The sequence below is a fragment of the Gordonia sp. DT218 genome (assembly GCF_049847105.1).
Lineage (GTDB): Bacteria > Actinomycetota > Actinomycetes > Mycobacteriales > Mycobacteriaceae > Gordonia.
The window spans coordinates 304931-326510 of sequence record NZ_JBNCNS010000004.1 but is presented as its reverse complement, the minus strand read 5'-3'; the positions used below and the strand labels follow the sequence as shown (position 1 = coordinate 326510).

The following is a 21580-nucleotide window of genomic DNA, read 5'->3' as shown; positions in this document are numbered from 1 at the left end:
GCTATCCGGATTTCGATACCAGGTACCCGGCGTGAGAAAATGACTCACAATGCTTTCGCAGAGCAGGGTGGTGCCGGGTAGAGCAGCTCGATCCCGGGTGCGCCGTCAGCAACGACGCTGACACGGACACCGCTACATGGCTGGAGAAGACTCCCAGGTCAGCCCAAGGATTCGGGGGGATTCGCGACAAGCCGGTGGTCGGTGTCCACGGACACGTCAACGGTGTCCCACGGACACATAACGGTGATTGCGTGCGCAGTGTCGCGCACAGAGTGAGGCGAACTTATGAAGCATGCTCCGGGCCCTGTGGGGCTGTATGACCCGGCCAACGAGCACGACTCCTGTGGTGTCGCATTCGTGGTCGACATGCACGGACGACGTAGCCGCGACATTGTCGACAAGGCGATCACCGCACTCGTGAACCTGGAGCATCGCGGAGCCGCGGGCGCCGAGCCGAACACCGGCGACGGTGCCGGGATCATGATCCAGGTGCCGGACCGGTTCCTGCGCGAGAGCGTGGACTTCGAGTTGCCGGCCGAAGGGTCCTACGCCACCGGTATCGCGTTCCTGCCGCAGGGCTCCGAGGACGCGCGGGTGGCCTGCGAGGGCGTCGAGAAGGTCATCGAGGCCGAGGGGCTGACACTGCTCGGCTGGCGCGAGGTGCCGACCAACGAGAACTCGCTCGGCGCGCTGGCACGCGACGCGATGCCGACGTTCCGTCAGGTCTTCATCGCGCCCGCCGGGAGCGAGGCGGGCGGGCGCAAGCCGAGCGGTGCCGAGGCCATGGAACTCGAGCGGAAGGCGTTCGTCGTCCGCAAGCGTGTGCAGGCCGAGCTCGGCACCAAGGGTGCCGGCGCGGACGGCCCGGGCCGCGAGACCGTGTACTTCCCGAGCCTGTCCGGTCAGACCTTTGTCTACAAGGGCATGCTGACCACCCCGCAGCTGCGTGAGTTCTATCTCGATCTGCAGGACTCCCGCATGGAGAGTGCTCTCGGGCTGGTGCATTCGCGTTTCTCGACCAACACGTTCCCGTCGTGGCCGCTGGCCCATCCGTTCCGGCGCGTCGCGCACAACGGCGAGATCAACACCGTCACCGGCAACGAGAACTGGATGCGGGCGCGTGAGGCGCTGATCGACGCCAGTGCGTTCGGTGACAGCGAGGTGGCCGACAAGATCTTCCCGACCTGCACGCCCGGGGCGTCGGACACCGCACGTTTCGACGAGGTGCTCGAACTGCTCCATCTCGGCGGTCGCAGCCTGCCGCACGCGGTGCTGATGATGATCCCCGAGGCGTGGGAGCGCCACGAGTCGATGAAGCCGGAGCACAAGGCGTTCTACGAGTACCACTCGGCACTGATGGAGCCGTGGGACGGACCGGCATCGGTGTGCTTCACCGACGGCACCGTCGTGGGCGCCGTGCTCGACCGGAACGGGCTGCGCCCGAGCCGCGTCTGGGTCACCAAGGACGGCCTCGTGGTGATGGCCTCGGAGGTCGGCGTGCTCGACATCGACCACGCGGACGTGGTGCAGAAGATGCGCCTGCAGCCGGGCCGGATGTTCCTCGTGGACACCGCCGCCGGACGCATCGTCGACGACGAGGAGATCAAGGACGAACTCGCCGCCGAGCACCCGTACCAGGAGTGGCTCGACGCGGGCCTGGTCCACATCGACGACGTCGACGCGTTGCCGCACGTGCACATGGCCCATGACCGGGTCGCGCTGCGCCAGCAGGTGTTCGGCTACACCAACGAAGAGCTCAACCTGTTGGTCGCGCCGATGGCCAAGACCGGCGCCGAGGCGATCGGCTCGATGGGCACCGACACCCCGATCGCGGTGCTGTCGGCCCGCCCCCGCATGCTGTTCGACTATTTCCAGCAGATGTTCGCCCAGGTGACCAACCCGCCGCTGGATGCGATCCGTGAAGAGGTGGTCACCAGCATCGGCGGCACCATCGGTCGCGAGGCCGACCTGCTCCATCCCGGCCCCGAGTCGTGCCGGCAGATCATGCTGCCGCAGCCGGTGCTCGACAACGACACGCTCGCCAAGCTCGTCCGCATCGACGACAACGACGATCTGCCGGACTTCAGCAGTGCTCACATCCACGGCCTGTATCCCGTGGCCGAGGGCGGCGACGGACTGCGTCGCGCACTCGACGAGGTGCGCACCAAGGTGAGCGCCGCCATCGCCGACGGCGTCTCGATCATCGTGCTCAGCGACCGGGAGTCGGACGAGAAACTCGCGCCGATACCGTCGCTGCTGCTGACCGCGGCCGTGCACCACCACCTGGTGCGTGAGCGCAAGCGCACCCGCGTCGGGCTCATCGTCGAGTCCGGTGACTGCCGCGAGGTTCACCACGCGGCCGCGCTGATCGGCTTCGGTGCCGCTGCGGTCAACCCGTACATGGCCTTCGAGTCGATCGAGGACATGGTCGAGCGTGGCGCTCTCGGCGACATCGACTTCCCGACCGCGCGTAAGAACTACATCAAGGCCGCCGGCAAGGGTGTGCTCAAGGTGATGAGCAAGATGGGTATCTCCACCCTCGCCTCGTACACCGGTGCACAGCTGTTCCAGGTCATCGGTCTGTCGCAGGACACCGTCGACGAGTTCTTCACCGGACTCAACAGCCAGCTCGGCGGCATCGGCCTCGACGAGATCGCCACCGACGTCGCCACCCGGCATGCAGTGGCGTTCACCGAACGGCCGACCGAGCGGGCGCATCGCGAGCTCGAGGTCGGCGGTGAGTACCAGTGGCGTCGCGAGGGTGAATACCACCTGTTCAACCCGGACACGGTGTTCAAACTGCAGCACTCCACCCGGACCGGGCAGTACAAGGTCTTCAAGGAGTACACCAAGCTCGTCGACGACCAATCGGCGAAGATGGCGTCCCTGCGCGGCCTGTTCGACTTCAACTTCGGTGACCGCGACCCGATCCCGATCGACAAGGTCGAACCGGCGAGCGAGATCGTCAAGCGGTTCTCCACCGGCGCCATGAGTTTCGGCTCGATCTCGGCCGAGGCCCACGAGACCCTTGCCATCGCGATGAACCGGCTCGGCGGCCGGTCGAACTCGGGTGAGGGCGGCGAGGACACCCGCCGGTTCCACCACGACGAGAACGGCGACTGGCGGCGCAGCGCGATCAAGCAGGTCGCATCCGGCCGCTTCGGCGTCACCTCGCACTACCTGACCAACTGCACCGACATCCAGATCAAGATGGCGCAGGGTGCGAAGCCCGGCGAGGGCGGTCAGCTCCCGCCGCACAAGGTCTACCCATGGGTGGCCGAGGTGCGCGGTTCGACGCCGGGCGTCGGCCTGATCTCGCCGCCGCCGCACCACGACATCTATTCGATCGAGGATCTCGCTCAGCTGATCCATGACCTGAAGAACGCGAACCCGCAGGCTCGGATTCACGTGAAACTGGTCTCCGAGGTCGGGGTGGGCACGGTTGCCGCGGGCGTCTCCAAGGCCCACGCCGACGTGGTGCTCATCTCGGGCCACGACGGCGGAACCGGCGCGACGCCGCTGACGTCGATGAAGCATGCGGGCGCACCATGGGAGATCGGTCTCGCCGAGACCCAGCAGACGTTGCTGCTCAACGGCCTTCGCGACCGCATCGTGGTCCAGGTCGACGGGCAGCTGAAGACCGGACGCGACGTCGTCGTCGCGGCGCTGCTCGGCGCCGAGGAGTTCGGCTTCGCGACCGCCCCGCTGGTGGTCTCGGGCTGCATCATGATGCGCGTGTGTCACCTCGACACCTGCCCGGTCGGTGTGGCCACCCAGAACCCGCTGCTGCGGGAACGGTTCACCGGCAAGCCGGAGTTCGTCGAGAACTTCTTCATGTACATCGCCGAAGAGGTGCGTGAGTTGCTCGCCCGCCTCGGCTTCCGAACCCTGCAGGAAGCGGTCGGGCACGTCGAGACCCTCGACACGGCAAAGGCGCTGGCGCACTGGGGTTCGGCGAAGGCAGGCAAGCTCGATCTGTCGTCGGTGCTGGCCATGCCGGAGTCGCCGTTCATGAACCAGGACCTGTATTGCTCCGGCACGCAGGACCACTCGCTGGAGAAGGCGCTCGACCAGCAGCTGATCGCACAGAGCCGGGAGGCCATCGATCACGGCACCCGCGTCTCCTTCGGCTCCAAGATCACCAACGTCAACCGCACCGTCGGCACGATGCTCGGCCACGAGGTGACCAAGGCCTATGGCGCACACGGGCTTCCGGACGGCACGATCATGATCGACTTCACCGGCTCGGCGGGTAACAGCTTCGGCGCGTTCGTGCCCAAGGGCATCACGCTCCGGCTGGAGGGCGATGCGAACGACTTCGTCGGCAAGGGGCTGTCCGGCGGACGCCTCGTGGTGCGTCCGGCGCGTAACGCGCCGGAGGGATTCGTCGCGGAGGACAACATCATCGCGGGCAACGTCATCGGGTTCGGCGCCACCAGGGGGAAGATCTTCCTCCGGGGTGTCGTGGGCGAGCGGTTCTGCGTGCGCAACTCGGGCGCGACCGCCGTCGTCGAGGGCGTGGGCGACCACGGTTGCGAGTACATGACCGGCGGTCGGGTGGTGGTGCTCGGCGACACCGGGCGCAACTTCGCGGCCGGCATGTCGGGCGGTGTCGCCTATGTGTACGACCCGTTCGACAAGCTCGGGGACAACCTGAACACCGAACTCGTCGAGATCGAGGAGCTCGAGGCCGAGGACGTCGAGTTCCTGGCGGGCCTCGTCGACGAGCATCGCGCCGAGACGGATTCCCCGGTCGCCGCGGCGATCCTCGACGACTGGGAGACGACGCAAGGCAAGTTCGCCAAGGTGATGCCGCGCGACTACAAGCGCGTGTTGCAGGCGATCGACGCCGCCGAGCGCGATGGACGAGATGTGAACGAAGCGATCATGGAGGCCGCACGTGGCTGACCCCAGGGGTTTTCTCAAGCACACCGAACGGGAGCTGCCCGACCGTCGTCCGGTCGAACTGCGGCTGCTGGACTGGAAAGAGGTCTACACCGACTTCGACAAGTCGGAGTTGAAGACTCAGGCCAGTCGCTGCATGGATTGTGGTATCCCGTTCTGCCACAACGGTTGCCCGCTCGGCAACCTGATCCCGGAGTGGAACGACCTGGTCTACAAGGACCAGTGGCGTGAGGGTATCGAGCGGCTGCACGCGACCAACAACTTCCCGGAGTTCACCGGTCGGCTGTGCCCGGCACCGTGTGAGGCGTCGTGCGTGCTCGGCATCAACCAGCCGGCCGTGACGATCAAGCAGGTCGAGGTCGAGCTGATCGACAACGCCTTCGAGAACGGCTGGGTGACTCCGGTGCTGCCCACCGAGAAGACCGGGCGCTCGGCCGCCGTGGTCGGTTCCGGTCCCGCGGGTCTCGCTGCCGCACAGCAGCTCACCCGTGCCGGACACGACGTCACGCTGTTCGAGCGTGCCGACCGGATCGGTGGACTGCTGCGCTACGGCATCCCGGAATTCAAGATGGAGAAGCGGCATATCGACCGCCGTCTGGCCCAGATGGAGGCCGAGGGAACCGTCTTCCGGACCGGCGTGAACGTCGGCGTCGACATCACCGTGGAGCAGCTGCGCGCGGACTTCGACGCGGTGGTGCTGGCGAATGGTTCCACCATCGGCCGTGACCTGCCGATCCCGGGCCGTGAGCTCGACGGTGTCCACCAGGCGATGGAGTTCCTGCCGCAGTCCAACCGGATCCAGCTCGGCGACACGGTGGAAGGACAGATCACCGCCAAGGGCAAAAAGGTCGTCATCATCGGCGGCGGCGACACCGGTGCGGACTGCCTCGGCACCGCGTTGCGCCAGGGCGCCGAGGTGGTACACCAGTTCGAGATCATGCCCAAGCCGCCGATCGAGCGTGCCGAGTCGACTCCGTGGCCGACCTACCCCCTCATGTACCGCGTGTCGTCGGCGCATGAAGAGGGCGGCGAGCGTGTCTTCTCGGTCAACACCGAGGAGTTCACCGGCGCGGACGGCAAGGTCACCGCGCTGAAGGCGCACGAGGTCGCCATGCGTGACGGGCGGTTCGAGAAGGTCGAGGGCAGCGAGTTCGAGCTCGAGTGCGACCTCGTCCTGCTGGCCATGGGCTTCGTCGGCCCCGAGCGTGCGGACTTCCTCGACAAGCTCGGGGTCGAGTACGACCAGCGCGGCAACATCAAGCGCGACGACGACTTCGCCGCCATCGGTGTGCCGGGCGTGTTCGTGGCGGGCGACGCCGGCCGTGGGCAGTCGCTGATCGTGTGGGCGATCGCCGAGGGCCGCTCGGCCGCCGCGGCCGCCGACGCGTTCCTGGCCGGCCGTACCGATCTGCCCGCGCCGATCGTCCCGACGCAGGTTGCCCAGCGCTGAGTCACCCGGACTTCCGGGTCACCGATGCGAGTCGTCGGACTACTGGGTCACCGAACCGATCCGTTTGTTTCGGGTACGAAGCAATACCAGGTCATCCATGATTTTGTGGTGCACGGGGCCGGATATGTAGCAGAGTGGAGGGGTGCTCCCGTACCGGTGGCATCTCGACGCCCTGACCCGACGGGAAGACCATGACGACTACAGAGGTGGATCACCCTGCGAGGCGATCCCGTCCCAAGGACCGTAAGCAGCGGATCCTGCAGACGGCCGCAGACATGTTCCGCGACCACGGATACCACGGGGTCGGGATGAGCGACATCGCCGGCAACCTCGGTATCGTGCCGAGCGCCCTCTATCGGCATTACCGAAGCAAGCACGACCTGCTGGTCGCGGTGCTGGATGCCGCGCTGGTCCGTTATGAGTTGGCCGTCGAGGGCGTGGACGACTGGGAGACCGCGACCGACCGGATCGCGCAGGCCGCCCTCGACGCGCGGGCCTTCGATGTGCTCTGGTCCCGCGACAGCGGGAACCTGTCCCCGGCGGAGTACGACGTGCTCTACGAACGACTGCGGGGCGTCGGACGCCGTGTCGCCGCGATGATCGAAATGGGTGCCGAGGCCGGCTGCGTGCCGGCGCGCACCACGGCGTGGGCGGTCTTCGCGGCACTGGACTGGCCGGGTCATCGGCCGCTCGCGGTGCCGGCCGTCGATCAACGACGAACCCTGGCATCGGCGGTCGACGCGATCGTGGTCGCCGGCCGCCAGGGGGTCGGCCACGAATCGGGTGGTGCCTCGATGTCCCCGGCAGATGCCCTGTCCGCGTCCGATGCCGTGGCCGGTCTGCGGCCGGTATCGCGCCGGGAAGCGTTGCTGGGTAAGGCGATCACCATGTTCGCCGTCGGTGGGTACCAGACCGTTAGCCTCGACGACATCGGCGATGCGGTGGGGATCGCCGGCCCGAGTGTGTACAACCATTTCGCGAGCAAGCGCGAGATCGTGGCGTCCGGGGTCAGCCGCGCGTTCGAATCGTTGTGGCTCATCCTGGGGCAGGTCCTGCGCAGCACGTCCGAGCCGCGACAGGCGCTCGACGATCTGACCGACCACTACGCGCGCTTCGCCTATGATCACTGGGATCTCGTCACCGTCTGCCTGTCCCACTCGGGCATCCTCGACGACACCGAACGCGCGGCGCTCGAGCGGACCTACCTCGACTATGTGGGCGAGTGGCGGCGACTCGAGATGGAGTGCCGGCCGGAGCTGACCCCGGACGAGGCACAGGCGCTGGTGGACCTCGCCCTCGCAGTGATCAACGGCGTGGTGCGTATCCCCACATTGCGAAGTCCCGATCTGCCGGAGGCCGCACGCCACCTGGCGCGGGCCGTCCTCGAGGCGCCGATCATCCGGCCCACGCGCTGATCGGCGGCACGGGAGTGCGCGTCAGATCTGGAGGAGAGCCGAGGTCATCTGGCGCTCGACGGTGTCGGCGAGCCGGCCGAAGGCGACCTGGACGATCGGATCGGCAAGCCGGGCAAGGCCGTTGAACTCGACATGAGCGTGGTAAGTCACGATGGTCGACGTACCGTCGCTCGTACCGAATGTCATGTCGTCCACGGAGGTCGCGGTCTTGTTGGTGCCGGTGAACGTGAGGTGGTCGGCGTCGTCAGTGGTCAGTTCGTAGGTGAGGTCGGTGGTGATCCCGTACAACTGGGTGACGTTGTGCCACTTGGTACCCAGACCGATCGGGTCGGTACCGATCTGCTCGCAGCTCTGGGTGCCCGGGTCCCAGTCGACGGCGTTGGCGAAATCGCGGAGATAGGCGACGACCTCGTCGAGCGGACGGGCGACGGTGAACGTGCGGGTCACATCGACCACGGGAACTCCTCTGCATCGGGGACCATCGGCGAGCCCGCCCCGCCACCGTCGCGCCGCGAACCCGTCAATGATTCGTCGCCGAAGAGATTCCGGATGGGCGTCCACGCACTACACTCGTGAGACGAGCCGGGCGCGAGGGGAGTGGTCCACCATGCGGCTGCGCGGGATGATCGCCTCCACGGCCGCCGTGATCACGGCCGTGGGGATCACGGTGGGTGTCGGGTCACCGTCGGTGGCGGCACCGGCCGGATGTCCCGCGATCTACGTCCTCGCGGTTCCCGGTACCTGGGCCAACGGCCAGAGCCCCGGCATCCTCGGCGCCGTGACCTCGGGGCTCGGGCCGGAGACCCGGGTGCAGTTCGTCGGCTACGACGCCACCGCATTCCCGTGGGAGAAGGCGATCTACGGAAAGTCCAAGGCGCAGGCGGTGGCCAACACGACCGGACTGGCCGCGGCCATGCTGCGCCGTTGCCCGGGGACCCGGATCGCCCTGACGGGATACAGCCAGGGCGCCGACGCCGCCGGCGACGTGGCATCGGAGATCGGGACCGGCCGGGCCGCGATCCGGCCGGGTCAGGTGGCGGGCGTGGTGTTGATCTCCGATCCCCGCAGATCGCGCCGGGACAATCTGATCGGACCGCCGCTGACCGGCGAGGGCAGCGGCGGACCGCGACTCGATGGCATGGGGTGGGTCAAGCCGCGGGCCTTCACGATCTGTGAGCCACTCGACCTGTACTGCAACGTTCCTCGCGACTACTTCATCACGAGGATCGTGGGATATCTGGCGGAGACCAGCGACCCGACGCCGAGTCAGATCGGCCAGTACCAGGCGGAGGCCGGAGCCATCGTCGCCGAGCTCCTCACCCTCGGCGGACCGGGAAAGATCGTCGAGGAACTGAGCAATGCTCGTGCGCGCGAGCAGATCACGATATTCAACGCCTTCCTCAAGTCGGGTGCGCACGGCAACTATGCGGCGTTCCAGGTACGCCCGGGCGTGACCGCGGTGCAGTGGGCCCACGACTTCCTGGCCCGCCTGGCGTAGGGCTGCCCGGTTCACGTCCGGCATGGCGTGAGAGCGCTGAATCGTGGGATTTGGCAGCCACCACGTTGCACAAACACGTACTGACCGGCGAGAGTGGATGAGTGCGCGTTCTCGTGGTGGACGATGACCACAATGTTGCGGAAACCGTCAGACGGATGATGGTTGCCGAGGGCTGGGTCGTCGATGTGGTGAATGACGGCGTTGCGGGTCTCGAGAAGGCCGTCAGTGAGAAGTTCGATGTGGTCGTCCTCGACATCATGATGCCGGGGCTCAACGGATACGAGGTCGTGCGTCGTCTGCGTCAGTCCGGGGTGTGGACCCCGGTCCTGATGCTGACGGCGAAGGACGGCGAGTACGACCAGGCCGACGCATTCGACTTCGGCGCTGACGACTACCTCACGAAGCCGTTCTCGTTTGTTGTGATGATTGCGCGACTGCGAGCGCTCGCGCGTCGGGGCGCGCCCGAGCGGCCGGCGATCCTCACCGCGGGTTCGCTCACCCTGGATCCGGCGGGTCATGTGGCGCACCGAGGGGATGTCGCACTGACGCTCACTCCGCGTGAGTTCGGTGTGCTCGAGTTCTTGATGCGGCACAAGGGGCAGGTCGTCACCAAAGCGGAGATTCTCGATTCCGTCTGGGACATCAATTATCACGGCGACGAGAACGTCGTCGAGGTCTATGTGAGTTATCTGCGCAGGCGCATAGACACCCCATTCTCTTGTCGCGCAATCGAAACAGTTCGCGGAGTCGGTTACCGACTGGCGGCCGACGGCGGTTGCTAGACGTCCCATGCGGTGGTCGGGAGCGTGAATCCGACGGTCGCCCCGCCCGTCGGAGAGTCTGTGACGATGACGTGACCGTGGTGGGCCCGCACGATCTCGGTCACGATCGACAAGCCGAGTCCGGAGCCGCCACTGCTGCGGGTCCGCGTCGTGTCCAGGCGGACGAATCGCTCCGTGACCCTATCCTTTTCGTCATCCGGTATGCCGATCCCATTGTCGGACACGGTGATCGTGACGGACTTGGCCGACTCATCGCGCGCCATCGCGAAGGTGAGGGTGTCGCGGGTGTGGCGGGACGCGTTGTCGGCGATGTTTCGCAGCGCCCGCCCGAGTTTCTCGCCGTCGCCGCGCACGCGGACCGCGACGATCTGAGCGTCGATCGTGAGTCCGGTGACGGCTTCGAGGCGCGCGACCTCGGCGCTGACGACCTCGTCCAGGTCCACATCGCCGACCCGCAATGGCACGCCGCCTTCATCGGCGCGAGCCAGTAGAAGGAGATCGGCGACCATCCGTTGCAATCTGAGTGCGTCGGGCAACATCACGGAGTCGACGGTGTCCGGGTCGATCGGTGTGTTCTTGGTGCGGGCCAGGTCGAGTAGGCCGACCAGCGTGGTCAGCGGGCTGTTCAACTCGTGGGAGGCGTTGTTGACGAACCGGAGCTGTTGGGTGCGGGCGATCTCGATCCGACCGAGCATTTCGTTCATCGTGGTTGCCAGCGTGGCGATCTCGTCACCAGTCGTGGGTACGGGTACGCGCTCGGCCATGTCGCCCCCAGAGATGGCCTCGACGCGGCGTCGGATGTCATCGACGGGCCCCAGCGTCCGACCCACGAAGTAGTGGGTGAGGAGGGCCATGACGATGACGATGAGCGGGAACACGATGGAGCAGAGGATGCCGACGGTCAGCACGGTCGAGTTGATCGGTGCTTCGGCGGCGCCGACCAGAACGCTCAGTGGCCCGTCCGGAGTCATGACTCCACGGGCTGTTGTCTGGTATTCCGCCTCGGAACCGCACATCGCGACGGCGCCGTGGATGGTCAGCTCCTGACCGGGCGCGACGGGGGGAGACATCGGGCAACCGTATTTGGGGTCGTTGACGAGGAGGATGTTCCCGTGTCGGTCGATGATCTGGATGACCGCGATGTTCTGGGCCGTCGCGAGGAGACCGGGGTCCACCCCGTGCAGGCTTTCGGAGGACAATTCGCGGGAGATCTCCTGTGCGCGGGCGGAGGTTCCGGCATCTGCGGATCTCAACAGCACGTGATGAAGGGCCACGACCATCAGAACTGCGGCAATGCCGAGTGCGAGCGTGACCAACCCGGTGGCGAGCAATGTCAATCGTGTGCGAACAGGACGCAACCAGCGCACCAGGCGTTGGTAGACGTTCATGAGTCGGGTTCGCACGCGACGACTGTAGCGGGAACGCGTTCAGCCGGGACGCCGATGAGCAGTTCGGACCCATGCAGCGAATGTTGTTCCATCCAGACGCCACGTTGCCGGATACGTCACCCGTGGTCGGCCTGGATGAGGATCAACCCTGCCGTCAGGGCGGAGACGGCGGCGATGAACAGGAAGGCGACGGCCACGTTCACAGCCGTGGTGCGCGGATACCGACTTGCTGCCATCAGCAGGGACATCGTGAACGCAGCGAGCGGTCGGGTCACTTGGCGCGCTCGAGTCCTGAGCGACCTGGCATCCCTGCATGTCGCCGTGCGAGCGCCGTCGATGGTGATGGTGGACAGTTCGTCTTGGTAGACAGCCGTATAGGCGGCTTCACAACGCTGCTCGAACTCAGGTACCGACAGCATTCCGTCTGCCAGCGCCGCCCGCAGAGCGCGTGCTGCCGCTTCCCGGTCCGTCGGGGACGCACGCGGACGGATAGGCCGTGGGTCTGTGTATCGCTGCGTGGTGGCGTCGGGCACGTGCAGATAGATCCTTCGACGACGGCTCGCAGATGTGGTCCGTTTTGATACCGGGGCGAGGTGAACGAACGGTGCAACATGAGATGCACCAGGCCGATTGTGCGACCACGAGGCTTAGAAGACTCTGAGTGAGCACCCCAGCCGTAGGTGGCGCACAGTCCGGTGGTCTGGTAGTGCCGCTGATTGATCGCAGAGATCGACGAGTTGCCGGTGGGGGTCTCATGGCCCGGCGGCCGGCCCGGCTCAGCGTCTCCTAAGCATGTCGGGTGCATCGTGGGCAGATGCGCTCCACCCAGCTGAGGACGATCGCGGGTCTTCTTCTCATGGCGGCGGTCTGCGTTTTCGGCATCGGGATGATGCTGGACGGGATGCCGCTCGGACTCGACGATCTCGTCATGAACGCGACGGTCGCGTGGCGTAGTCCCGCGGTCACCTCGGTTGTCGGAGAGTTGACCCTGGTGTTCAGCCCGCTTGCCGTCACCGTCTGGACGGCATGCGCCGCAGCGTTCTTCGTCATCCGGGACCACGCCGTTCGACGCGCATTTCCGCTGGTTGCATCAGTTGCCGCAGCCGGTCTGATCGGTGAGATCATCAAGATCGTCGTACATCGCCACCGGCCGCCGATCGCCGACCAATTGGGCACACTCGAGACGACGTACTCGTTCCCATCCGGACACGTCACCGGGACAACGGCCTTCGTGTTCGCCCTGGCGTTGATCGCCACCACGCAGTCGACCCGTCTCACCAGGATCGCGGCGCTGTCGGCCGCCGGTCTGATCACCCTGGTGGCCGCATGTACCCGCATCTACCTCGGTGTCCATTGGGTGACCGACGTCGTGGCCGGTGTCTGCGCGGGTCTCGCCGTGGCCCTTGCCGTGCCGATCTGGGCTGAGGCGCTGTTGCGCACCCTGAGCAGACACTCTCCAGATAACCTGCGACGCTACATCGTCCAGGTCATCCCACAAAGACCGACATCCGACAATGACCGACATCCCACAATGACCGACATCCGACAATGACCGACACGGCATCGGACAGGTCCCGCCGCTCGCCCGGACGGCGACGGGTCACCGTTGCCGTGATCGCGACCGTTTTGGTCGCAGCGGCCCCACTCATCCCTCTGGAGCTCGGTGTCGCCTACTCCGGCGACGGAAGCCCGCTATCCGCTGTCCGCCTTGACGAACGTGCCGCCATTCTCGAAGGCGCGGAGTGGCTCGCTGCCCGACACCCTGGTCTCGACCATCGCGGCGTTCACAACGAGCATGTGTTCGACGGGTCGTGACCGAATTCTCTGACGTTCGCCTGGCTCGACCGTGGCAGGAGTTCGTCGGGTGTTCGTGCGGTTCGGCGCTGCGTGGCACGTTGTCCTGGCACCGTTCGCCTCTCAGGCGGTGTCACATCCATACGGCCCGGGAGCCGCTGTCGCCGATTCGGTAGACCGTGACCACCGATCCTATTGCCACGACCAGTGTCGCGGCGCCGAGCACCCAATCGATGGTCCGGTAGGCCCGCCGGGACAGATGGAAACGGTTGGCTGCGTACGTTCTCACGCGTGCGTCGTGCACAGCCCACCAGAGAAACGTCAACGCGAACAGTGGACCAGCCCAGTAGATCATCTGCTCGCCCAATTGGGTGTGGCGCTCCACGGCGTCGGTGTGCGGTACCCGCGCCTCGAGCGCTTCGCCTGCGGAGGTGGTGAGCGGCACCGCTATCAAGACGGCCAGCGCGACGAGGGGGACAAGGAATCCCAATCGCCGGCGTGCGGCGGGCCAGAGCACGGCGAGAACCGCCATCAACGACGCCAGTGGCACGAGCACAACCACAGCGTGGACGAGCAACGGGTGCGCAGGTAGTCCATTCACCGTGTTCACGCCATCACTGTAAATCGGCACGGTTGAAAGGACGCTGAAAATCGTGCGGGCGTGGGCGGTGGTCAGGCTCCCAGCGCCCGGGCGAACATTGGCCACGACGCGTGCATCTGGTCCTGCCAATAGCCCCACGAATGTGTGCCGGTGGCGGGGAACCTCACCGTCGCCGGTATGTGCAGCTGGCCCAACCGCCGGGCGAGGGCGTCGGTGCAGTAGCGGGCCGCCACCTCGTCGAGTCCTCCGACGACCACCTGCTGGGCGAGTCGGCCGCCGTTCCCGGCGATTCTGCGGTCGGCGAGGTTGTCGTGATCACCGGGCAGTCCGGTTGCCGCGCTGATCCACAGCGCCGGCGTACGCCGTGCGAGCTTGTGCGCGTTGATGATCGGGTCCTGTGCCGCCCACTCGGGGTCGCCCGGTGGGCCATACATGTTGCTGGCATCAGCGCCGTCGGGGAGCCCGGTGACGATACGGACCATGAGTTGCCCTTGTACAGAGGCAGTCTCGGCGCACCCCGAGTACGCGCCGACCGCACGGTACATACCCGGATGGTTTTCGGCGATCCGCACGACAGACGTTCCCGACATCGAGATGCCCGCGATACCTCGCGAACGACCTGGACCCGGTCGCCCATGGGCGCGCTCGAACGCCGCCGGAAGCTCCGACGTCACAAATGTCTCCCACCGGAGCGGTCTGGTGGTCTTGACCCCGAACCGGAAGTTTGCAGCGGGATCCACTCTTTGCCAGTCGGCGTAGTAGCTGGCCGCACCACCGATCGGTGTCACGGTCCACACGTTCTTGGCACCGTAGAAGGCGTTGGCGTCCGTGGCGTGTGTCCAGTCGTCCCCGTGTTCACCTCCGCTCGAGCCGTTCAGGAGGTACATGACCGGTGCCCCCGGGTTCCGGTTGGCCGGCGACTGCACCAGCACGGGCACTTGTGTGTCCATGGATCGTGACCACACCGATGCGACGAGGTTTCTCGGCGAGATCCGGGTCTCACGGTATGGCAGGGCAGCGCTCGCATGTGCGAAGGGGATGCCGTCCAACGTGTCCGCCGCTGCGACAGGTGGTCCGGTGACCGTTATCCCGGCGGCCGCCAGCGTGAGGACCAGCACGCTGACCCTCACGAGAAGAAGTGCGTACGACGTGCGCTGCATGCCGCGATGTTCCCATGGTCGGCCCGAGTTCGGGGCGAACTCAGCGAGCTGATCTGCCCGGTCGAGTGGTGTCACGGCCGAGCTTGTGCGATCCGTCGCACATCGGCGTGATGGAACTGCGTCCACACCGACACAGTGCAACGGTCGAACGTCGGACCGGGATTGGGCTACCGTCGGAATGGAAGAGATCAATCGGTCCTCGCACAAGCAGGGGCCCGCCGTCGCAGGCCACGATCGTCGTCGATGCGCCACGCCTGTCCCGGCCGTCGTCGTCTTGGAGGCAGTCATCGTGGAGGCCGGAGTCCATTTGTCCTCACCTTCCGCACACCCGATCGAGAGCAGTGGCGTCGACGCTACCAGTGCAGGTCAGCCACGAATGCCGCTTCCAGCGCCTCGTGGGCCATTGAGCTGCGCCGTCGTGTCGGCGCTCACCGGCGATGCCGTGGGACTCGACCGTCTGCGCGACCGTGCCGCTGCGGATCTGCCTACGGGCAAGGACTTTCTGCTCGACGAGGACATCGCGATCACGATGACGATGCTCTACGAGCTGCACCTGCGGGGAATCGTGGGAGTGTCCGACGACTGGGAGTGGAACGCAGATCTTCTGGCAACGCGCGCGGTTCTCGAGGGCCGTTTTCTCGAGGCCGTCGACGACCTGGTCGGAATGGTGGAACGGCCGGACGACCTGGAAGAAGCTCTGTGGGCGGTCGGAAATGCCGACGACGGTCCGCCGCTGGCGTCGTTCATGGCACGAACGGCCGAATGTGATCATTTTCGCGAGCTGATCGTTCACCGATCGTTCCATCAGCTCCGCGAGGCCGACGTGCACACGATGGCGATACCGCGTTTGCACGGTGCAGCCAAGGCAGGCCTGGTCGAAGTCCAGATGGACGAGTACGGCGGTGGGTTCATCGAGAGGATGCACGCGACCCTCTACGCACGAATGATGCGTGCACTAGGGCTGAACAGCGCCTACGCGCACTATATCGACGTGATTCCGGCGTCGACACTGGCTGGGGTGAATGCGTTGTCGCTGTTCGGCGTGCATCGCTCTCTGAGGTATGAGCTGATCGGTCATCTCTGCGCAGTTGAGATGACCTCGGCGCTGCCGAGCAGGAAATACAGTCGAGGGCTTGCCAGGCTCGGATTCGGCGCCGATGCGCGACTCTTCTTCGACGAACACGTGGAGGCGGATTCGGTTCACGAACAGCTCGTCGTCCGTGAGGTGGCCGGTCGACTCGCCGCCGAAGACCCCACTGCCGGGGCATCATTGATCCGGGGTGCCCGGGCCTGTGCGGCTTTCGATGCACTGGCTGCAGAACATGTCTGGCACTGCTGGGAGTCTTCCGAGACGTCCCTGCTGCGGCCACTCGAGGGCGTTACATCATGATTTTCAGCTCGGTTTAAGTGTCTGGGCATTAACGTCGGTGAGATGTCCACAGTCATTGATGAGACTCGACACCAGTGTGCGCGCCGCATCTCGTGGGTGTGGGGCACATGGGTGAGGTGACCCTGGACCTGCGGACCCACGGAATCCTCGGTGCACTGCCCGGTCCGGTGCCCCAGATGGCCGAGCATCCCGAGGTGTACCGGCCGTCCGTCGACTCCGCGCTGCTGTGTCTTGCTCTCGCCGAGGAGTTCCGGGTACGTCCTACCGGATCGACGTCGGCCATCGAACTCTGTGCGGGCGCAGGTCTCGCGAGTCTTTATGCGAGCCGCTGGGCGTCCACGGTCATCGCGGTCGATCAGAACCCGGCGGCGATTGAGGCGATGCGGTCGAACTCTCGGGCGAACGGTGTCGCCCTGGACGTCCGTTGTGCCGACGTGCACGACCTGGACGGTTCGCTCACGGCCGACGTCGTGTTCGCGAACCCGCCCTACGTACCGACTCCTTCCGACGCGGCTCGATCCGCACTCGGGTATGCCTGCAACGGTGGTGAACTCGGGCGAGACGTGATCGACTCGATCATCGAACGCGCGCCCATCCTCGTTCGCCCCGGTGGGACCCTGCTGCTGGTCCAGTCGACGATCTGCAGTGCAGATCGGACCATGGCCGCACTGTCCTCTCTGGGCTTTCAGGTATCGGTGTCACACACGCGGACAATACCTTTCGGACCAGTGATGCATGAGCGTGCAGAGTGGCTGGAGGATCGGGGACTGATCTCACCTGGGCAACGGTGGGAGTTGCTTGTGGTGATTCGAGCACGTCGACGGTGAGACCCATGCCTGCATCCAGGACCATTCCGCTGAATCGGGCCCAGTCGGCCCTGTGGTACGCGCAGCAGGCTCTGGGTGATGTCCCCCTCGCAGTGGCGCACTACATCGAATTCGCCGGCGATTTCGACGTCGACACGCTGTGTTCGGCAGGTTCGCGGGCCGCGGCTGAACTCGGCATGGCCTCGTGTCGGGTCATCGTCGGGGTGGAGGGGGAGCCCCGACTCGCCATCGATGAGGAATCGCCCGGCGCCGTTCCGCGCTTCTCGGCGAGTTCTGTGGTGGACGCGGTCCGCCAGATGGAGGAAGCCGCAGCGGCGCCGCTTCCGCTCGCCGGGCCGCTCACCGAGTCGATGGTGATCGAGGCAGATGGACGGTGGTTCTTCTATCTTCGTGCCCACCATCTGGTGATCGACGGGTACGGTGCGGCAGCGCTGCTGGCCCGGACTGCCGAGTTGTACCGACGAGAGGTCGGGATCGGCACGGGCTCAGATGGTTCCATTCCTCAGCCGCCAGAAGTGATCTTGGAGTACGAGCAGAAGTATCGCGCGTCGTCGCGTCACGGGCGGGATGGACGGTACTGGTTCGAGGAACTGTCCAGGCGGCCGGAACCGTTATGGCTGAACGGGTCACCGGCGAGCCCGGTTGTCCCACCGGTCCTCGCCGGCATCGACATCGAGACGTCGACGGCGGCCGGCATCGAGAGATATGCGCGGTCTCACGATACGGCCGACGCGGCCATCTGGATTGCGGGTATTTGCCTTTACCTATCGTTGGTGCGTGATCGTGCCGATATCCCTGTTCTCATCGCCAGTTCGGGGCGCACGACGGCGCGGCTGCGAGCGGCGGCCGGATGCATGTCGAATCTGCTTCCGGTTGCGGTGCGGGTGAACACGGCCACTCGCGTCGCCGATTGGATCGGTGAGGTTTCGGGTGCGCTTTCAGAGATGTTGCGACATCAGCAGTTTCGTGTCGAAGAGATGAGACGCGACCGCGACCCGGGGACGTCCTCGCCATTGCACGATGCACCGGTGATCAACATCGCGCCCGTTGCCCAATCCCTGCGACTCGGCGACACCGTCACGTCGCGCCATCGTATCCTCACCACCGGTCCGGTAGCCGATGTCAACATCGACCTGTACCCGACCACTCCCGGCGTGTGGCGCCTCGACGTCGAGGCGAACCCGCGACGGTACGAGAACGCCGATGCGGCGGCGATCGCCGAGGGGGTGTTGTCCTGCGTCCATGCGGTGTCGGAGTCGGCGCCCGGCGTGGTGGTTGGTGACCTGCAACTGTGGCCGGTCGGGCCGGATGAGCCGCGTCAGCGGGCCGGGCTCGCCACCATCGGGGACTGCGTCGCCAGCCGTGCCGATGCCACTTCGCCGGCGGTGGTCGACGCGGATGTCGGATACTCCTACCCCGACATCGACGCGGCTGCGCGCAGAATCGCCGACGTCTGCCGTCGCCACGGTGTGCACCCAGGAGACATGGTTGCCTCTGTGCTGTCGCGGGGTGTCGCGGAAGTCGCAGTGTTCTGGGGTGTGGCATACGCGGGCGGTTGTTTTGTCCCGATCGACCCCGCTCATCCGGTTCGCCGGCAACAGGCGATGATCGACACCGTCCAGCCGGCGATCGCCTTCCACGCCGGTTCCCCGCCCGGGCTTCGCGGCGTTGAACTGGTCGACGCGGTACCGCTGCTGACACCATCGGGCAGGCGCGTGTCGGACGACCGGACGGCGGTCGCGGCCGACACCCCGGCCTATGTCATCCACACATCCGGTTCCACCGGGCAGCCCAGGGCAGTGGTGGTCTCGCATCGCGGGATCGGCGATCTCGCGGCAGAGATCGTCCGCTCGTATGACCTCGACGAGACCTGCGTGGTCGCGCATGTTGCCGCACCGGGATTCGACACCGCTGTGGTGGAGATACTCGCCGCTGCGCTGGTCGGCGCGTCCCTCGTGGTGGTTCCGGACAAAATCCGCGGCGGCACGGAGCTCGCGGACTTCCTCAACCACCATCGGGTCACCCACCTGCTGATCACGCCCGCCGCACTGGCCACGCTCTCGATCGATGAAGTCCACACCCTCACCCACCTCGTCGTCGGAGGTGATGTGTGCCCCGCGCCCTTGATCGGACTCTGGGCTGCCGATCACATCGTCCGGTGCGCCTACGGTCCCACCGAGACGACCTGCAGTGTGGCCCTGACCGACCCGATCGAGCAGGTCGGTGCCAGGCGCAGAATAGAACTCGGCCGTCCGATGAGTGGTGTCCAGCTAATGGTTCTGGACAGCCATCTGCGCCCGGTACCGCACATCGGGGAGGGCGAGCTGTACATCGCGGGGTCCAACCTCGCCCTGGGATATCTACACCAGCTCGGCACGACTGCTTCGCGTTTCGTCGCACATCCCTGGGGCGAACCGGGCAGCCGGATGTATCGCACCGGTGACCGGGTGATCGTCCGCGCAACCGGACGGATGGAGTACGTCGGGCGGACCGATGACCAGGTGAAGATCCGCGGATTCCGTGTGGAGCCGGCCGAAGTCGATGCCGCCCTGCTCCGTACCGGGCGTGTCGCAGCGTGCACCACGGTGTCGCGTCAGCGCCGCGATCTGACCGAACTGCACTCTTATGTGGTCATGCGGCAACCGACCCGAGATCTACTGGTGCAACTGCGGACCGAGTTGTCGTCGGAGCTGCCTGCCCATCTGCTGCCCGCGAGCATCACCCCGGTCGCAGGCATCCCGCTCACCGCCAACAACAAGATCGATCGGGCACAGTTGCCGGAGCCGCTGTTCGTGTCGAGCGCTCGATTCGCCGCCCCCCGATCCGTACCGGAGAGTGAGGTGGTTGCCGCGTACCAGCGGCGACTCGATGTCGCCGATGAGATCGGTGTCGACGACGACTTCTTCGAGCTCGGCGGGAATTCGCTCAGTGCCACGGAGCTCGTCGCCGATCTCGCTCCGCAGTATCGGGTCACGGTGCGTGACGTTTTCGACGGTCCGACCCCCCGCGAGCTCGCAACGCGGCTCACGCCGCGTCCCGATGACGAACTCCGTGCACCGTGGACGGCGACAGCGGGGAGTCCGGTTCCGCTTTCCCCGGCCCAGCGCAATGTTCGGCTACCCGACCGGTCGTCCGTCGGCCTGATTCCGTTCGTGCTGACCGTCCCGGGTGTGATCGCCGCCGATGCCGTTCGTGCGATGGCGCGCGACGCTGTCGATCGTCACCAGATGTTGCGATCCACCTTCTCGGGAGACCGGATGTTCGTGGACGCGACTGTGCGGGACGACCGGTGGTCCGTCGCCCAGGTCGACGTCACCGATTCCGGGTTCCAATGGGCGCGCGAGTTTCTCCACCGTCCAATGGATCTCGCGTCCGAGTATCCGTTTCGTATCGGCGTCGGTCACGATGATGCGTGCACGCACATAGCCGTCGCCTTCCACCACATCGCGGTGGACGGTGGTTCATTACGGGCGCTGGCCACGGGGCTCGGCGGAGACGTGTGCCCAGCGGAGCAGGACTATCTCGACTATGTACCGATCGCATGTCGCGAACAAGCCAGGGTCCGCGAGTCGGAACTGAACTTCTGGCGGTCCACGGTCCAACCGGGACGACTTCTCGTCTCGGGATCGGATCGAGCGCGCCCCGCGGTCTGGAACCCGGACGCCCGCCGATTCAAGCGAACCATTCCCGAATCGCTCTGGCCACGCGTACTCGATTACGCACGGCATCGTCGTCTGCCGTGGCTGACCGTTGTTCGCGCCGCCCTCGCGGTCTGCCTCGCGGCGCGAGGTGGTCAGGATTCGGTGCACATCGGTGCGCTCGTATCCGGCCGCGATGACCACCGATGGAACGGAGTCGTGGGTATGTTCGTCAACACGGTGACCGTCGTCTGCCCAGTCGCAGAGACCGTCTCGGAAACAATTGCGGCTGTTCGAGAAGCTGAACTCCACGCATACGACCATGCCCGGACACCGTTCGTCGAAGTTGCGGCGGATCTCGGTGGGCAGGCCGCGAACGCGCACCCCCTGTTCCAGGCGATGCTGACGGTGGACGATCTGACCCTCGATGACGCGGCTCCGGGTGACTCGGGCCATGACGCTCCGCTGCCCGGCAGTTCGGATGGGATCGCCGGATTCGGTGTCGAGGTGACGCCACTGCCGCCGGATGTCGCGAAATGCGATCTCCACGTATCGGTTCTGCCTGGCCGCGGCCCAGACGTCGCCGTCGAGATCCTCTATGCGACCGCACTCTACGACGACACGACCGCCATCGAGATCGCCGATCAACTCCTCGCAGTCCTGCACCGGGCCATCGCCGCCGACGAGACCGCGACCGACATGTGTTGATCCGCCGCGTCGCATAGCGAGTCG

General features: G+C 66.0%; 15 protein-coding genes and 1 pseudogene. 9 read left to right on the top strand and 7 right to left on the bottom strand.

All coding sequences use genetic code 11. The annotated features are described in order from the left end of the window. The first annotated feature begins 285 nt into the window (after positions 1–285). From gltB to ACPXCG_RS16835, 3 genes are all read left to right on the top strand, one after another. Positions 286–4908: a glutamate synthase large subunit gene (gene gltB, locus ACPXCG_RS16845; RefSeq protein WP_425793116.1), complete on the top strand. Its 4623-nt coding sequence runs from the start codon at positions 286–288 to the stop codon at positions 4906–4908. Then, entirely contained in the window at positions 4901–6355 is a 1455-nt protein-coding gene (locus tag ACPXCG_RS16840; protein WP_425793114.1) for a glutamate synthase subunit beta, read from the top strand. The genes gltB and ACPXCG_RS16840 overlap by 8 nt, the downstream gene beginning before the upstream one ends. Before the next feature lie 191 nt (positions 6356–6546). Continuing rightward, on the top strand, positions 6547–7770 hold the full coding sequence (locus ACPXCG_RS16835) for a TetR/AcrR family transcriptional regulator (protein ID WP_425793113.1): 1224 nt from the start codon (positions 6547–6549) through the stop codon (positions 7768–7770). A 21-nt stretch (positions 7771–7791) separates the two neighbouring features. Here ACPXCG_RS16835 and ACPXCG_RS16830 read toward each other — a convergent pair whose 3' ends face one another. Continuing rightward, positions 7792–8226, bottom strand: a complete 435-nt coding sequence (locus ACPXCG_RS16830) for an SRPBCC family protein (protein ID WP_425793112.1) — start codon at positions 8224–8226, stop codon at positions 7792–7794. Between the two features lie 166 nt (positions 8227–8392). Here ACPXCG_RS16830 and ACPXCG_RS16825 point away from each other — a divergent pair, with 166 nt between their 5' ends. Beyond that, entirely contained in the window at positions 8393–9268 is an 876-nt protein-coding gene (locus ACPXCG_RS16825) for a cutinase family protein (protein ID WP_425793111.1), read from the top strand. 101 nt (positions 9269–9369) lie between these two features. Beyond that, entirely contained in the window at positions 9370–10050 is a 681-nt protein-coding gene (locus ACPXCG_RS16820; RefSeq protein WP_425793110.1) for a response regulator transcription factor, read from the top strand. On the opposite strand, the gene ACPXCG_RS16815 is transcribed toward ACPXCG_RS16820, so the two are convergent. From ACPXCG_RS16815 to ACPXCG_RS16805, 3 genes and pseudogenes are all read right to left on the bottom strand, one after another. Continuing rightward, complete coding sequence (locus ACPXCG_RS16815) at positions 10047–11438, bottom strand: sensor histidine kinase (protein WP_425793478.1); 1392 nt, start codon at positions 11436–11438, stop codon at positions 10047–10049. The two genes, ACPXCG_RS16820 and ACPXCG_RS16815, sit on opposite strands and share 4 nt — an antisense overlap. Positions 11439–11554: 116 nt before the next feature. Then, positions 11555–11713: a hypothetical protein gene (locus ACPXCG_RS16810; protein WP_425793488.1), complete on the bottom strand. Its 159-nt coding sequence runs from the start codon at positions 11711–11713 to the stop codon at positions 11555–11557. A 69-nt stretch (positions 11714–11782) separates the two neighbouring features. Next, a pseudogene (locus tag ACPXCG_RS16805) lies at positions 11783–11971 on the bottom strand (DUF1707 domain-containing protein); the annotation flags it as partial. Between the two features lie 281 nt (positions 11972–12252). Between ACPXCG_RS16805 and ACPXCG_RS16800 the strand changes: the two are divergent. Beyond that, positions 12253–12990, top strand: coding sequence for a phosphatase PAP2 family protein (locus ACPXCG_RS16800; RefSeq protein WP_425793109.1), 738 nt, complete (start codon positions 12253–12255; stop codon positions 12988–12990). Between the two features lie 375 nt (positions 12991–13365). Here the strand turns inward: ACPXCG_RS16800 and ACPXCG_RS16795 are convergent, their stop codons facing one another. From ACPXCG_RS16795 to ACPXCG_RS16785, 3 genes are all read right to left on the bottom strand, one after another. Continuing rightward, positions 13366–13842, bottom strand: coding sequence for a DUF2231 domain-containing protein (locus ACPXCG_RS16795; RefSeq protein ID WP_425793108.1), 477 nt, complete (start codon positions 13840–13842; stop codon positions 13366–13368). A 62-nt stretch (positions 13843–13904) separates the two neighbouring features. Further along, positions 13905–14993 (bottom strand): alpha/beta hydrolase, encoded by a 1089-nt coding sequence (locus ACPXCG_RS16790; protein ID WP_425793107.1) that lies wholly within the window; start codon positions 14991–14993, stop codon positions 13905–13907. A 40-nt stretch (positions 14994–15033) separates the two neighbouring features. Further along, the gene (locus tag ACPXCG_RS16785; protein ID WP_425793106.1) at positions 15034–15300 is read right to left on the bottom strand and encodes a CDGSH iron-sulfur domain-containing protein; all 267 of its coding nucleotides are present in this window, start codon (positions 15298–15300) and stop codon (positions 15034–15036) included. Between the two features lie 69 nt (positions 15301–15369). Here ACPXCG_RS16785 and ACPXCG_RS16780 point away from each other — a divergent pair, with 69 nt between their 5' ends. From ACPXCG_RS16780 to ACPXCG_RS16770, 3 genes are all read left to right on the top strand, one after another. Next, entirely contained in the window at positions 15370–16383 is a 1014-nt protein-coding gene (locus tag ACPXCG_RS16780) for an iron-containing redox enzyme family protein (RefSeq protein ID WP_425793105.1), read from the top strand. A gap of 107 nt (positions 16384–16490) precedes the next feature. After that, a complete protein-coding gene (locus ACPXCG_RS16775) occupies positions 16491–17210 on the top strand; it encodes a HemK2/MTQ2 family protein methyltransferase (RefSeq protein ID WP_425793104.1) in 720 nt (239 codons plus the stop codon). A 5-nt stretch (positions 17211–17215) separates the two neighbouring features. Continuing rightward, positions 17216–21556, top strand: a complete 4341-nt coding sequence (locus ACPXCG_RS16770) for an amino acid adenylation domain-containing protein (protein ID WP_425793103.1) — start codon at positions 17216–17218, stop codon at positions 21554–21556. Positions 21557–21580: the final 24 nt, after the last annotated feature.

Bases quoted from the DNA above. Each gene is read 5' to 3' on its own strand.
- gltB (WP_425793116.1), top strand. From the start codon at position 286: ATGAAGCATGCTCCGGGCCCTGTGGGGCTGTATGACCCGGCCAACGAG.
- ACPXCG_RS16835 (WP_425793113.1), top strand. From the start codon at position 6,547: ATGACGACTACAGAGGTGGATCACCCTGCGAGGCGATCCCGTCCCAAG.
- ACPXCG_RS16825 (WP_425793111.1), top strand. From the start codon at position 8,393: ATGATCGCCTCCACGGCCGCCGTGATCACGGCCGTGGGGATCACGGTG.
- ACPXCG_RS16815 (WP_425793478.1), bottom strand. From the start codon at position 11,438: ATGAACGTCTACCAACGCCTGGTGCGCTGGTTGCGTCCTGTTCGCACA.
- ACPXCG_RS16800 (WP_425793109.1), top strand. From the start codon at position 12,253: ATGCGCTCCACCCAGCTGAGGACGATCGCGGGTCTTCTTCTCATGGCG.
- ACPXCG_RS16790 (WP_425793107.1), bottom strand. From the start codon at position 14,993: ATGCAGCGCACGTCGTACGCACTTCTTCTCGTGAGGGTCAGCGTGCTG.
- ACPXCG_RS16785 (WP_425793106.1), bottom strand. From the start codon at position 15,300: ATGGACTCCGGCCTCCACGATGACTGCCTCCAAGACGACGACGGCCGG.
- ACPXCG_RS16780 (WP_425793105.1), top strand. From the start codon at position 15,370: ATGCCGCTTCCAGCGCCTCGTGGGCCATTGAGCTGCGCCGTCGTGTCG.
- ACPXCG_RS16775 (WP_425793104.1), top strand. From the start codon at position 16,491: ATGGGTGAGGTGACCCTGGACCTGCGGACCCACGGAATCCTCGGTGCA.
- ACPXCG_RS16770 (WP_425793103.1), top strand. From the start codon at position 17,216: ATGCCTGCATCCAGGACCATTCCGCTGAATCGGGCCCAGTCGGCCCTG.